This window comes from Corynebacterium spheniscorum (assembly GCF_900113445.1).
In the GTDB taxonomy this organism is placed as follows: domain Bacteria; phylum Actinomycetota; class Actinomycetes; order Mycobacteriales; family Mycobacteriaceae; genus Corynebacterium; species Corynebacterium spheniscorum.
In genome coordinates, this window is sequence record NZ_FOPJ01000016.1 from 1 (window position 1) to 13,648 (window position 13,648).

Sequence of the window (13,648 nt, forward strand, 5' to 3'; positions counted from 1 at the left end):
GACAACAATGATGTGTCGGTGGTTATTGCGGCAGGGGTACGCCCGGTCCCTTTCCGAACCCGGAAGCTAAGCCTGTTTGCGCTGATGGTACTGCACCTGTGAGGGTGTGGGAGAGTAAGTTGCTGCCGACCTAAAACTTGATAACAAAGAATATGGGGTGGGGTGTGATATCAACTGGTGTCGCACCCCACCCCATTTCGCATATCTACAACTAGGCCCAAGGAAGGGCCTACTCGCGTTCAAAAAGATTCTGGCGCGGCAAACCTGAGCACCTGCCCAGCTGTAGAATCACTGCGGTGCGGGGCTGAAGGATCTCGGGGAAGCAAAGCAAAAAGAAGCAGCTTATCGCGTTGAGTGAGCGGATCCTATTAATTGTGAACGGCATTCACAGAAAACGACATCGCGTTAGCACTACGCCTCAGTAACTTACGGGAGCGTCACCCTATTGTGGGGGAGGGGGAGTGCTGCGGTGTGAAGCTTTAGAATGTGGATGTGGCCTGCGGTTATGTTGGGAACTCGCCGGAGGAGGCCTTATCGATTATGGTCTGGAAGGTCACTAATAAGTTCATAAGGTCAGAGCTCACTAAGAGGTGCCGAACCTATACTCAGGGGTGGATCTTAGTTTAACCCGTCTTCGTGCTGTTTATCCACTAAATAGCGGCCAACAAGACGGCTAAATAGGAGGCATCATGGCCAATACTCCCCTACTGGAACTCGAAGGCGTAGATGTCGTCGTTGGCGACAAAGTCCTCTGTAGCGATATCACGCTCACCATCAATGAAGGCGAATGCCATATTCTGCTTGGGCCGAATGGCTCCGGAAAGTCATCGCTGCTGCATGCCATTATGGGTGTGCGTCCCTTTGAATTGAAGGGTGGCAAGGCGCTTTTCCGCGGGCAGGATCTGCGCGATTTGGATACGACGGCGCGTGCGCAAGCTGGTCTGGGCATGGCCTTCCAGCGGCCGCCGCGGCTGACCGGTGTGAGTGTGCGATCGCTGGCGAAGGCTATTGGCGATGGCGACCACTTTGATGAAAGCGTGAAACAGCTTGGGTTGGAACACCTGGCAAACCGTGAAGTGAACTGCGGTTTCTCAGGTGGTGAAAGTAAGCGCTTTGAGATTTTGAAACTCACGGCGCAACAGCCTGCCTTGTGTTTGCTCGATGAGCCGGAGTCCGGTGTGGATCTGGAACAGGTTGGGGTAGTTGGTGAGGCAGTGAATAACCTGCTGGATACCTCCGCCCCGGATGGTACGGATCGTGCCGCAATTGTGATCACCCATACTGGATTCATTTTGGAAAGCGTGCACTCTACCACCGCGCACCTGATGATGAATGGCAAGCTCGTTGCCGAAGGTGCCCCTCAAGAAATGTTCGACCGAATCCGCAGCGAAGGCTACTCGCTTGTGGACGTAGCTTCCTAGGAAGGTGTCAGCACCCATGTCAACTCCTGTTCATGTCAATCCCTCCAACCAACTTGGCCCCCAAGCCGCAACCTCCGATATTTTGGCCCCCGTCGGCTGGGCACCGCCAGAAACGCGATCAGCTACCTCTTTGCTGGTCGACGGCGGCTTCAAAGAGCTCGTATCCACCGATGATGATGTGGTGGTGATGCCCATTGCGGACGCGCTGACCACCTTCCCATGGGTCCAGGAATTGATGTTCAGCCTGATTGACCCTTCGGAAGATCCGCTGTTGGAGCAGGCTTTTGAAAACACTGACCCGCCGCTAGGAACCTTCACGTGGGTGAAAGACGGCGCAGTGCTGGATCAACCGACCCAAAGCTTCACGGTGATGACGATTCCGCAGGAACGTCAATTCATCCATGACATCACCGTGATTGGTAAGGATGCGCGTGTGGATTCGGTGAGTGGTTCGGCGGTGCCGCCGGCGCTCTCGCGCGGTACGCATGTGTCGATCTCGGAGACCTTCATTGGCGATGGTGCCCAAGTGCGATCTATTGATGTGGATCGTTGGGGCAAGCGGATGGAAGTCTATAGCTGGGATCGCGCGCGGATCGGGGCGAATGCTTCCTCGAGCTCCATTTCTGTGGCCGTGTCTGCGGTGGGGAAGCACAAGTCTGATTCGCACACCATTGTTGGTGAGAATTCCTCGCTGAGCAGCCACACCATTGTGTTGGCTCCGGAGGGAACCTCACGCGATATGTCTACCAACGTGCAGTTGGATGCGCGTGGTGCGCAAGCCGAACAGATTTCGCGAATGGTTTCTGATGGTGGTCACCTGCGCAATGTGAATACCCTGACCGCGAGTGCGGATGGGGTGCGGGGCTTCCTTGAGTGCTCTGGTTTGATGCTTAGTGATGCTGGGCGAATTGAATCCATCCCGGCATTGGATTCGCTGGTGGATCAAGCGCAGCTTTCCCATGAGGCATCCGTGGGCATGATTGATGATGAGAAGCTGGACTACCTGATGTCCGCTGGGCTGGATGAAGATGCCGCCCGCGACTTGATTGTGCAAGGCTTCTTGCAGCTCGAGGATGATCGCATTCCTTCCTCGGTTCGCGAGCAAGTGGAAAAACTCATCGAAGCTGCCCGCGAGGCTGAAAATATGTAACACGACTACCTACTTTCCCCCTGTGCGAGGTCTGTTGTTGAGATCTTGGGCGCAGGGGGACTTGTGTTGGGTTGGTGGGGCGTTCGCCGGGGTCTTTGGGGTGGCGTGTTCGCGGTGTCGGGGCGTGTTTTGTGCGTTGCGGAGAGCGAGCGGTGGGGAATCTCCCTAGAATCGGCAGCAGTACACTTCACCAACGCTGGGGAAAGAATAGTGGCCTTTAAAAAGAAGATCCTGGGACTCGCAGCGATTAGCGCAGCTTCGGCGGCAGCGGCCTTGGCGGTGCAAAAAGCGGGCTCCTCACTAGAGGCTTTAAAAGCCCAGCGGTTACGCCTGATTACCCGCGGCAACCCGCAGGAACCCACCGATGGTGAGGAATCTCGAGCCCGCGAAGAACTCATCGAGCAGTATTTAAGCGACCGCGAGTACCCGCCCACTGTGGATGGGCTGACTGAATTATCGTTAGAGCAGATTGAGGTTTTTAGGGACTATATTCGCCGCCAACGCTGCAGCGATATTCCGCCGAAGAAGGAATATATCCATGGGGAAATGTGGTCCGACACCATCGGGTTGCCACCGGGAATGGACCGCAAACTTGCTGATGCTTCGGAGATGCGGATTGCTTTAGAAGAAGCAATGCCCGATATGACCAAGGGCTATACTTTTTGGCCCTCGCCTTATCCGGTGCCCACACAGATTATTGAACGCTACCTTGCCGAAGGCGGACCCACCGGGTGGTTATTGATTGCCATCGAGCCGGCCACCTTCGATGAGGAAGGTTGTTTCCAGCGCTTTACCGGCGGGTACATCTACTATTGCGAGGACCACGATAACGCCTATTGTGTCTCCCAACGCTCTGCTGCTGCGATCCGGCGCTATGGGGATTTGGGTTATCCCATGAGCGTGGAATTCCCGATTGCCACGCGCCCAGGTACGTGGGGCCAACGGTTCCACAATGGCATGGTGTACCGCTATGAAGTTGCCGATGGTTCCATTGCGATCGCCGTTGGTGGACCAATTTATCGTCGCTGGTTCCGCAAAGGTGGGCTAGGTGGCGAGCTGGGATTCCCGCTCACCGACATCGTGACCTGTGAAGATGGGATCGGGAAGATCGCGACATTTAGTGGGGGAGTTATTGTCTCGCACCCGGAGCATGGCACCTGGGAGATCACCGGTGAGTTCTATCGCGATTGGTTGAACTATGGCGGAGTAACTGGGCGTATGGGTTATCCGCTTTCTGAGGTGTTGCCGCTGCGTCCCGGTATTGGCCGACAAGAGTTCTGTGGTGGTTGGCTTAAACGCGGGATCCGCAGCCATGATCGGCTAGAGCACCTGGCGGAAAAGCGCGTGATTTACCGCGAAGATGCGCACCCCTTCGACTTCCAAAACTATGAAACCCTTGCGGAAGAAGAAAGTGAAGGAGAGCGCGAAGAAGACGGCAAGCGCGAGGGCGACCTTGGCGGCGAGCGCTAGCGGTGAACCGGCTGTCAGGCGAAGAGACCACCAGCGGCGATGCCTAGATTGCCTTCAGCTTCGATACTGCCTGCTCAATAACTTCGGGGCGTTTCGCATAGGCGAAGCGAATCCGTGATTTCCATGGCGCTGGCTCATCGCAGAATACCTGCACGGGGATTGCTGCGACCCCGTATTCCTCCGGCATGAGCATGCAGAACTCGGTGCCATCTTCGATCTCAGAATCAGCCAGCAGGTGATCAATATCGACCACCACAAAATAGGTGCCGGCAGCAGGATGCACCTTAAAACCGGCTTCCTTAAGAGCAGCTGATAAGGCATCGCGATTATCTTGCAGCCCTTGAACCATGCCTCGCACCCACTCATCGGCATGATCTAAGGCCCAAGCCACCGCATATTGGAAAGGCGTGGTTCCCACATAGGTGGTGAACTGCTTGGCTTTTAATACCTGATCAATCAGCGGAGCCTGCGCCAATGCCCACCCGGTTTTCCACCCGGTGGCGTTATAAGTTTTCGCTGCGGAACTCACCGTGATGGTGCGCTCCCACATGCCGGGGTAACTCGCAGTGGGGCGGTGCTTTACCCCATCGAAAACTAGCTGTTCATAAACCTCATCAGAGAGCACCAAGAGATCATGCTCTACGCAGACCTTGGCTAGTTCCGCCATATCTTCTTCCGCGAAAACACTGCCGGTGGGGTTATGCGGATTATTAATAATTACCATGGAGGTCTGTGGGGTAATGGCGCGGCGTACTGCTTCAGCATCCACACTCCAGGAACCTTCCGCGGTTTCTTTCAATGCAACCGCGATGCGACGGGCCCCGGCTAAGGCAATGGCCGCTACGTAGGCGTCATAGTAGGGCTCTAAAACAATGACATCTTCGCCTGGTTCAACCAGGCCCAACACGGTGGCACTGATTGCCTCCGTGGCGCCCACCGTCACCAGCACCTCATTTTCCGGCTGGTACTTAATGCCATAGTGGCGTTCGCGTTGGCGGGCAATGGCTTGACGTAGCTCAAGGATCCCGCGGCCAGGAGCATATTGATTATGCCCGGAGTTAATCGCCTCGCAGGCTTTCGCCAACATTTCTGCCGGCCCATCGCTATCGGGGAAGCCTTGTCCCAGATTAATCGCCCCGGTCTCCGCAGCTTTCGCGGACATGGTGGCGAAAATAGTTTCCCCGAATTCCTTGAGGCGCTTTACTCCATAGTCTTTAGCCATGCGGTCTACGCTACCTGCCGAAGCCTATTGGCGAGCGATTTAAAGTCGTAGGAGATTATAAGGCGTCTCTTTGACTTCCTCATAGCGGCGACGGTTCTGCGAAAGCAGATTCCACTGCTTCTTCGGGATCGCATCCGCAGCCTCTTTCACCACCGCGGGATCAGGAGTTCCCCAAGCAATCGGCATGGGGGAGATTTCCGTCCAATGCGCCTGGTCACCCATATCGCGGCGGCCAGAAACCGCTGCTACCGGAAGGTTAGTGCCCAACTTGGCCGGATGCTTTGGCAGCTTAGAAATAGTGCGAAGAGCCAAGCCCCATTCCGCAGGCGCAGCCGGATCAGTGCAGGTATTAACCAAAGCCATGATCACCAGGTCGCGGGCATTAACCTCCACCACCACTGCCGGGGCAAGAGGGTAGCGATCATAAAGCGCCTGCGGACCACCAACCTTCTTTGGGACGGTTAAACCAACAATGATCGACACAATGCCGAAGGTTGCCAGGCCAACGGCTAAGCCCCAGGACCAGGCAGGCGAAGACACTAAGACATAGCAGGCAATCGCACCAATGATCAGGACCATGCCCAAAGCGATGCCGGAATTACGCATCCGAGCGGTATCGCGAAGTAACTCATTGTGGTTGCGCGCATAAACCTCATCCACCTGGAAATGGAAAGGCACCTGCGCCCCGGAAACCTGCGCCCCAGAAGCCTGCGCTCCAGAAGCCTGGGCGGAAGAGTTAGCGGGGGTGTTCTTGGAAGGCTTGGCAGCATTCATGCCTTCCACCTTAACGAGAGTCCTCGTCCTTGAGGTCTACCGCATCGACAATGTGATAGGCATAGCCCTGCTCGGCGAGGAAACGTTGCCGGTGCGCTGCGTATTCAGCATCAATCGTGTCGCGGCTAACCACCGTGTAGAAGGTCGCCCCACCACCCCCAGCTTTGGGGCGTAATAGCCGGCCTAACCGTTGGGCCTCTTCTTGGCGGGAACCAAAGGTACCGGATACCTGGATTGCCACTGAAGCTTCCGGTAAGTCAATGGAAAAATTCGCGACCTTAGAAACCACTAACACCTTGGTTTCTCCGGAACGGAAGGAATCGAAGGCGGCTTGGCGGCGCTTATTAGAACTCGAGCCATCAATAAGCGGTGCCGCGATGTGCTCGGCGATTTCCTCGAGTTGATCAATGTAGGCACCAATCACCAAGGTGGGTTCACCTTCATGCTTGGCCAATAGGCGATCCACCACCTTCATCTTGCGCGGCGAACACGCGGCTAGGCGATAACGCTCCCGTGGTTCCGCGGTGGCGTACACCAGGCGCTCCGCATCGGTCATAGTGGTACGCACTTCAATGCAATCAGCGGTGGCAATATAGCCGCGAGCCTCAATATCTTTCCAGGGAGCATCGAAACGTTTCGGCCCAATCAAACTAAACACATCACCTTCGCGACCATCTTCGCGCACCAAGGTAGCGGTTAATCCCAGTCGGCGTCGGGATTGCAGATCCGAAGTCATCCGGAATACCGGGGCAGGCAGCAGGTGCACTTCGTCATAAATAATCAGACCCCAGTCGCGGGAATCGAAAAGCTCCAGGGCGCGGTATTCGCCCTTAGTTTTCCGGGTCACCACCTGATAGGTGGCAATCGTTACCGGCCGGATTTCCTTGCGTTCCCCGGAATACTCACCAATCTCATCCTCAGTGAGGGTGGTGCGCCGCAATAATTCTTCCCGCCATTGGCGCCCAGCCACCGTATTAGTCACCAAAATCAACGTGGTGCACTGAGCTTTCGCCATCGCAGCTGCCCCCACCATGGTTTTACCGGCACCACAGGGTAGTACCACCACGCCGCTACCGCCGGCCCAGAAACTCGCTGCTGCTTGCTCCTGATAATCGCGCAGCTCCCATTTCTCATTCTCCTGGCTAAGAGCAATGGGGTGTGCCTCGCCATCAACATATCCAGCCAGGTCCTCAGCCGGCCAACCGACTTTCAACAAGGCTTGTTTTAAACGCCCTCGTTCACTGGGGTGCACCGGCACGCGGTGTGCATCGAGGGGAGTGCCCAGCATGGACTTAATGGCCTTATGGCGGCTGACCTCAGCAATGATGGGTGCTTCTTCACTGCTTAACAGCAGCCCGTGTTCTTCATCCTTATGAAGCTGCACGCGCCCATAGCGGCTCATTGTTTCCACAATGTCGATGAGCAAAGCCTGCGGTACCGGGAAGCGCGAGTGGCGCTCTAAAACATCCACTAATTGCTCGGCATCATGCCCGGCTGCGCGTGCATTCCACAAGGCTAGGGGAGTGATCCGATAGGTGTGGATGTGCTCCGGTGCGCGCTCCAACTCAGCGAAGGGCGCAAGATCGGTGCGGGCTTCTTCCGCGCCGGGATGATCGACCTCTAAGAGCACGGTTTTATCGGATTGGACGATCAACGCCCCGCCGAAAGAATTCTGAGCAGCCATAAAGCTTGGTGGTGTCCTTTGTGTTGAGCAACCTTTGAACTACAGACCGCGATGAGCGATCTACACATAGTGCCTGACAGTAGGCAGTCTATTAGCGCCGCGTAAAGGCGTGGACCGCGGGCACACCTATACGCACCGCGGGCACACCTATACGCACCGCGGGCACACCTATACGCACCGCGGGGAAGCAGCAGAGCAATGAATCACAGGAAGAGAGGTCCCCAAGCCACCCGCGCTTCCGGCCCCTCCAGCAACCTCACCCCTCACCCCTTAAAGCTCACATCCACAATGCGCTCCAAAGCAATCTGCTGTATCCGCTGGGCCGCCATATGCCACACCGTCACCGCCTCATCATCACAATATTGCGGATCCACCATCATGGTCTCCTGTTCTCCATTTGCCCGCCGATAGGTCAAGAAAATATTCCGCCCCGTATCAATCGCATTATCTATCAGCGCCTGAATCACCGAGGTCGATTTCCCCAGCTGGTTAAGCTTCCCCGGTTTTGCCTTCGCCACCCCATCCTCGGCCACCAACATCTCATGCAGCGCATGATCACATTCCTCCGGGGTCAGCGCCTCATCCTTCGGCTTCCCGCGCTCATAATTGCGCATCGCCCAATCATCTAAAAACTCCACATAAGGCTCCACCGTCAGCGCACTAATACGCTGTCCTGAAGGTGCCTCCATCGCTGGGCTCAACCCATGCTTCGCCAACGTCTTCATCAGCTCATGAAGCGGCACCAAAGACACAATCACGCTCGGCGCAATCTGTTCTAAGCCCAGTTCCTCAGCTTCCGGCAAAGCCATAATCTCCGCTATGGTCGCCTCATCATCCGCGCGCACATAACAGCTTGCCGGGCCGCCCCGAAGCACCCCATATGCCCGCGCCTGATCCTTAATCAAATAACTTAGGGCCTGCGGCAACTCACCCATGGAGTTCTCTTCAAACCAGTGCAGAATCTCCGTTCCGGTTCGCCCGGATTCCAAACCCCGGCGAATACTTTCCGGACTAATCCGCCACACACTCGCCATTCCCGGCGACTCAATCTGCGCCAGCAAAGACAATTCCTTCTGCATCTCCGGAGGCAGCGGCCCAGGCGCCAAAATCGTCATATCCGCTTGGGGAATAATCTTGTCCACCGTCGCCGGAACAATGCTTTCCACATGCTCACAAAGCTCCTGGTTCAGCTGCCCACGCACACTAAAAGGCGCCGGCACAGGCCGCGGCATGCACACCAATTCCGCTTCCTTCGCCAAGGTCTCGGCAAATAAAATCCGCAAGGAACGCGTCGCCGCCACCCGCCCTTCTTCGGCTTCCGCAAGCACCCCCATCCACACGGCTTCCTCACGAATCTCAGCGATCGCCTCAGCATCCTCCGCGCAGCGCTCCGCCCAGGGATCAATATATAAAAGCCCCTGGTAGAACTCCTCTTCGCTGAGCGCATGCCCTTCGGCGCTACGACAATAAGCCAACAAAATCGGCCGCCTTAGGGCCACAAAATCGCCCTCAAACATGGCCTCATCGAAGATCCTCACATCACCTTCGACCCGCCACGGCGCCGCATCCGAACTCACCCACATGCTCAGCAAATAGCTGACTTGCTCCGCCAAACTCTGTTCCAAAAAGGTATAGGCACGCGGCGTCGGCCCCACATATTCGCCGCCGGTGTCATCCATCGGCAAAGGCTGCGGCTCCCCGCGCGACACCAGCCCCGCACTGAGCGCCAAACACAGCAGCCGCGCAAGGTCCTTCACACTCATATCGAGCTCTTCCGCCAGCTTCCGCGCCGGGCGCACCCCAATCGACCCCTTCTTCAGCAGCGGCACCTGCTCGCGCGCCAACGCATTAATCAACGCCACCATCGCGCGCGCAACTTCCAGGCTCGACCCCAAGGCGCTGCGGTCCTGGGTATCTTGGGCGTCGCTATCGGCTTCGGTTTTTTGCTTTCCCGAGATCGTGTGCTCGAGCTTGGGCAAAAATTCTGCGGGTATAAAGTTCGGCGGGAGAAAGGGCACTGCGTGAATATCCCGGCCTTCGCGAGCATTTTGGGCGGCCGCGGGAAGCCCCACTACATCCTCACTAAACCTAAAGAGTAACCCCATATTGAGTAGCCTCGGGACCGGTAATTCTGGGTCCGCATCATAACCCGCACCCTCTGAGGTACCCATCCCGAAGATCCTCCCCAGGGCCTCAATCACTCGCTTCTCACCGGGTTTCAGCATCGCCAAACGCTGCGATGCCGGCACCCCACCATCGCTTTGAGGCACATATTCCCCCTCCGGGATACAACGATCCGTGGGGATAGGAGGCAGATCAAAATGATGCGCCAAAATGCCATGCGGTTGCCCCAACATATTGATCGAGTCTTCCGCACCAGGTGTGCGCTCACCCCAAATCAGGCCCGCCTGGTTGAGCTCTTTCATAGCCACTAGCACGGCATTTAGCTCTAAACCGAGTCGTGTCGCTACCTCTGCGGCACTACTGGCTTCCTCATCTTTGGCTAATTCTAAATCCGCGGCGGCACGCATCACCGCCAGCGGTAAAGCCCGCATGCTCTTAATCGCTTCGACCACATAGTGGGTCTGACCCAGCCGTAAAGCGAATTGAAGAAAGTCCGAAGCTTCGGGATAAGCCGCGCCGGGACGGTTCATCAAAATCTGGTGAAGATCCTCGCGGGTGGCGCTGCGAAGCCACTCCTGGGCGCCTTCTAATTGGGTGAGGTGATTATTGGTATTCATTGCTCACCATCTTAAGCGCCCCCCGGTAGGTGACATTTGGGGCGCCGAGTTGTAAGAATGACTATATGGCTAACGTTGAGAAGAAAAAGGGTTACGTCGATCCGGGCTGGCCGAAGAGCGTTCCTGGCGACGGACATGCGGTGACCGAGTTGAATTCCAAGCTCGCTGGAGCATCCAGCCCCTACGGCGATGACACTGTCTTCCCCGTTCCGGTCGAGGAACTTAGCTACGTTCACCCTTACACCCGAGTGAACCGCGACTAGATTTTTCTAGCTGACTCAAACTAGGATTGCTTCCTTTTTATTGGGGCACCCGTACAATTGCTAACTGACTCGCGAACCCCGTCAAGGATCCGCGAAGCGAACTATCGTGTGCTTGTGGTTTGCTCATACAGGCATTGATAAGCGTACGACGGGGATTCGCGGGCTCTGTTCGCAACTTTGCTTACCAAGAGGCTCGAGGTAGGTTCCTGATGGCATCAAGTGGCAGTGAGTTGACCTGTTAGGAAAACTTTGTGGCGCTGCTGGCCGGAGGTTGCTGACAGAATAATCGACAACGATTCAGTCGGCGCCTTGGCTGCGCGCAACCCCAGATAAGGGAGACAATCCTCTGAGACTCCCGTCGCGCATCCGGCTGTGCAGCGGTTCGAGGAATGCACTGTGCCTAGCCCTGTCTGCTGGGCTCAACGCCTGGAAGGTGTCAGCTTCTGTTGCCTACCCCGATTCATATTTCCACTTTGGATAAGTGGTTCCGCCAAGGACACATCGAGAGTGGTGGGCAATAGGTGTGGGTTGGAAAGCATCTCAAGAGTTATGCCAGTTGCGGCGTAGGAATCACCTACTTGTCCCGGAAAACAAGGTTTTCCGGCGCGATATGGCGTATTCGTCGCAGGCGACTCTGCGGGAAAGGTTATTTCCCGCTTAGTGAATCCCTGTGGCGCTGATGGATTGGGCGTTAAAGCTCTGTAGGGCTCGTTATTACCGGTTGCTTGCTGAACCGGTCGCTGTTTCCGGGCGCAGACGTGCCCTGTGCATGGCGGTTTTTGCGGTCGGCTAACGAGGGTGATTCGCAGGCTGTTTATCGAGACTTGTGCGATGAGACTGTAGCTGCCGATGTGGTGTTGTTTGAACGTACTGCTTACCGGCTGCTCCCCAGTTAGGTGGCAACTTCGCTTACATCGCGTCCGCACTCGATCTGTTTTGGTCGCTCATTTCGCTGCACTTGAGATATTCTGGCACGTTGGCAGAAATAAAAAGAGGTTAAGTCGCCAGAAGTAACCAAGCCGAAGGCGCGACACACGGGAGGTCGGATATGTCCCAGTGGGTCGGCGCGTGCCAGTCAAACCAACGGAAATATCACCGTCTATACCCCTTTAAGCTGGCACACTTTTGATGAGATCTATGTCTCCGGACATGACGCGCACAATCCGGATCTTCCGAAACCAGAAAACTACCCTTTACCAGGGTGAGTTTCCGTGCTTTGCGACCTCATGGAGCCCCCCCATTCGGGCGATCAGGAAACACTTAAATATCCGAAACTGGCGAATCAAAATACCCCCGCACCCTTGAATGTGGAAACTTCACCCCTTAGCATGTAGCCAGGCCAGCCAAAGTAAAGCCTTCCTAACCTGATTGAGGATGCCCAGTCAGGCTTCGCAAGCACTTTATCGAAGTAAGGAGCTTTAAACGAATCATGAGGATTGCTAACAAAGCGTTGGTGACAATCACCTCGTGCGGACTGCTTTTCGGGGGCATGAGTGTACCTGCATATGCGTCTCCCCCAGTGGCGAGACTCATGTCTCAACGGCGGCCTCAGTGCAAGTCGCCGACAACATCAGCAAGTTAACCACCCTTCCCGACGTCAATGATGAAGCTCTGTTGTCAGCCGCACGAGTTGCAGCTGCAGCCGCAGTCGTCCTGGAGAATGGTCAGGCTCTCGCCGAGTCGCCACACGTGGCGAAGAAACTCGACGACGGAAATGTGCTTGTCTCAACGAGAATCGAAGGTGCGTCTAATGGCAGCGTGATCGCGGTGGTCGTGACTCCGGAACATCAGGTTGCTTCTACGTACCAGATCACATTGGAAGAAGAAACCGAGAATTCGGGGTGGCTTACCACCTATGTCGACGGGGAGCTTGACCAACACCAGTACGTCGTTGGCGAGGCTGGGGCAAAGAATGGAATTGAGCTGGGAAACCAGGTTGTGCCCTTGGGCATGGACTGGGGCGGTCTAAACGATTGTCTCAGCAATTCCGAGATCTCCTCATGGGCACTCACAGCGCTAAGCGTTGTTTGCTCAGCAGCTTGTGCGGTAACTGCGGGCGCAGGTTGCGTTGCCTGCCTTGCTGCCGTTTCGGGTGCCACCGGTGGCCAAATTGGTTGGTGTGTCGGGAAAAACTGGAGGTAACCATGGATAAGACGAGTAACGACCATAAACTAGGATGGGTCGCTCTCGGGACAGGTATGGCGTCGCCGATACTTGCGACATCCCTACCGGTCGCATGGGCTGCGCTGCCGCTATGGGTAGTCGCTGCCGTAGCGTTTCCAACCGCAGCATTCTTTTTTAAACGGGCGGGGGACAAGGGTGATTCCCTGAAGTGATCGTGAAGGGCGGGCATCGCTGAGTCGGTGCCCGCCCTCCTTGTCGTCTGAACCTAGACCAATTAGCGTTTACTGGTCGATGTGTGTTCACCGCTAGCGTGACACTGGGATATTTCGTGGAGTTTGAGTTCCCATCCTGCCTTATTCAACGTTGCTACCATCACCGGCATAGACAACTAAAGTGTGCTAGGTTTTGTTCCGTCTGAGTAGATGGGAAAAATTTTGGGCTATGCCAAAGAAGTTCGACCAGAAGACCAAGCACCGAGTGGTTCGTCTTGTTGAAGGCCGTATCCTGGCTGAGAATCTTTGGATGCACGCTGTGTGCAAGGCTGTTGCACCCCAGTTGGGGATCTCCTGGCACACTGCCAGGATCTGAACGCAAACCGCTTACCGTAACGGGACAACCGTTCGCTGTGAAGAAGACTTGGCAGTTGAAAACGCCAGGCTACGACGCGAAAATCAGGAACTACGCGACACCAACGAGCTGCTGAAAGCCGCATCAGCTTTTTTCGCATCGGAACTCGACCCACAACGTCGGACATGATCCGGTTTATCGACGAATACCGGGATCGTTTTTTAAGTCGAGT

General features: G+C 55.9%; 9 protein-coding genes and 1 rRNA gene. 6 read left to right on the forward strand and 4 right to left on the reverse strand.

Annotation, left to right across the window (positions count from 1 at the left end; all coding sequences use genetic code 11):
• Positions 1 to 14 precede the first annotated feature (14 nt).
• The 4 genes from rrf to BMZ01_RS09870 all read left to right on the forward strand — a co-directional run bounded on the left by rrf (position 15) and on the right by BMZ01_RS09870 (position 4,041).
• Positions 15 to 131 (forward strand): 5S ribosomal RNA (gene rrf / locus BMZ01_RS09855).
• Between the two features lie 558 nt (positions 132 to 689).
• Positions 690 to 1,421: an ABC transporter ATP-binding protein gene (locus tag BMZ01_RS09860; RefSeq protein WP_092286939.1), complete on the forward strand. Its 732-nt coding sequence runs from the start codon at positions 690 to 692 to the stop codon at positions 1,419 to 1,421.
• Between the two features lie 16 nt (positions 1,422 to 1,437).
• A complete protein-coding gene (locus tag BMZ01_RS09865) occupies positions 1,438 to 2,571 on the forward strand; it encodes a SufD family Fe-S cluster assembly protein (RefSeq protein WP_092286941.1) in 1,134 nt (377 codons plus the stop codon).
• 210 nt (positions 2,572 to 2,781) lie between these two features.
• Positions 2,782 to 4,041, forward strand: coding sequence for an LGFP repeat-containing protein (locus tag BMZ01_RS09870; protein ID WP_092286943.1), 1,260 nt, complete (start codon positions 2,782 to 2,784; stop codon positions 4,039 to 4,041).
• Between the two features lie 43 nt (positions 4,042 to 4,084).
• Here the strand turns inward: BMZ01_RS09870 and BMZ01_RS09875 are convergent, their stop codons facing one another.
• From BMZ01_RS09875 to BMZ01_RS09890, 4 genes are all read right to left on the reverse strand, one after another.
• On the reverse strand, positions 4,085 to 5,263 hold the full coding sequence (locus BMZ01_RS09875; RefSeq protein WP_092286945.1) for a pyridoxal phosphate-dependent aminotransferase: 1,179 nt from the start codon (positions 5,261 to 5,263) through the stop codon (positions 4,085 to 4,087).
• A 39-nt stretch (positions 5,264 to 5,302) separates the two neighbouring features.
• Positions 5,303 to 6,037, reverse strand: coding sequence for a DUF3239 domain-containing protein (locus BMZ01_RS09880; protein ID WP_092287021.1), 735 nt, complete (start codon positions 6,035 to 6,037; stop codon positions 5,303 to 5,305).
• Between the two features lie 10 nt (positions 6,038 to 6,047).
• Positions 6,048 to 7,721 (reverse strand): DNA repair helicase XPB, encoded by a 1,674-nt coding sequence (locus BMZ01_RS09885; RefSeq protein WP_092286947.1) that lies wholly within the window; start codon positions 7,719 to 7,721, stop codon positions 6,048 to 6,050.
• 263 nt (positions 7,722 to 7,984) lie between these two features.
• Positions 7,985 to 10,462: a helicase-associated domain-containing protein gene (locus tag BMZ01_RS09890; RefSeq protein ID WP_092286949.1), complete on the reverse strand. Its 2,478-nt coding sequence runs from the start codon at positions 10,460 to 10,462 to the stop codon at positions 7,985 to 7,987.
• 65 nt (positions 10,463 to 10,527) lie between these two features.
• Between BMZ01_RS09890 and BMZ01_RS09895 the strand changes: the two genes are divergently transcribed.
• Together BMZ01_RS09895 and BMZ01_RS09900 are read left to right on the forward strand one after the other, a co-directional pair.
• The gene (locus tag BMZ01_RS09895) at positions 10,528 to 10,725 is read left to right on the forward strand and encodes a hypothetical protein (RefSeq protein ID WP_092286951.1); all 198 of its coding nucleotides are present in this window, start codon (positions 10,528 to 10,530) and stop codon (positions 10,723 to 10,725) included.
• Between the two features lie 1,551 nt (positions 10,726 to 12,276).
• Entirely contained in the window at positions 12,277 to 12,867 is a 591-nt protein-coding gene (locus tag BMZ01_RS09900) for a hypothetical protein (protein ID WP_092286953.1), read from the forward strand.
• Positions 12,868 to 13,648: the final 781 nt, after the last annotated feature.

Bases quoted from the DNA above. Each gene is read 5' to 3' on its own strand.
- BMZ01_RS09860 (WP_092286939.1), top strand. From the start codon at position 690: ATGGCCAATACTCCCCTACTGGAACTCGAAGGCGTAGATGTCGTCGTT.
- BMZ01_RS09865 (WP_092286941.1), top strand. From the start codon at position 1,438: ATGTCAACTCCTGTTCATGTCAATCCCTCCAACCAACTTGGCCCCCAA.
- BMZ01_RS09875 (WP_092286945.1), bottom strand. From the start codon at position 5,263: ATGGCTAAAGACTATGGAGTAAAGCGCCTCAAGGAATTCGGGGAAACT.
- BMZ01_RS09880 (WP_092287021.1), bottom strand. From the start codon at position 6,037: ATGAATGCTGCCAAGCCTTCCAAGAACACCCCCGCTAACTCTTCCGCC.
- BMZ01_RS09885 (WP_092286947.1), bottom strand. From the start codon at position 7,721: ATGGCTGCTCAGAATTCTTTCGGCGGGGCGTTGATCGTCCAATCCGAT.
- BMZ01_RS09890 (WP_092286949.1), bottom strand. From the start codon at position 10,462: ATGAATACCAATAATCACCTCACCCAATTAGAAGGCGCCCAGGAGTGG.
- BMZ01_RS09895 (WP_092286951.1), top strand. From the start codon at position 10,528: ATGGCTAACGTTGAGAAGAAAAAGGGTTACGTCGATCCGGGCTGGCCG.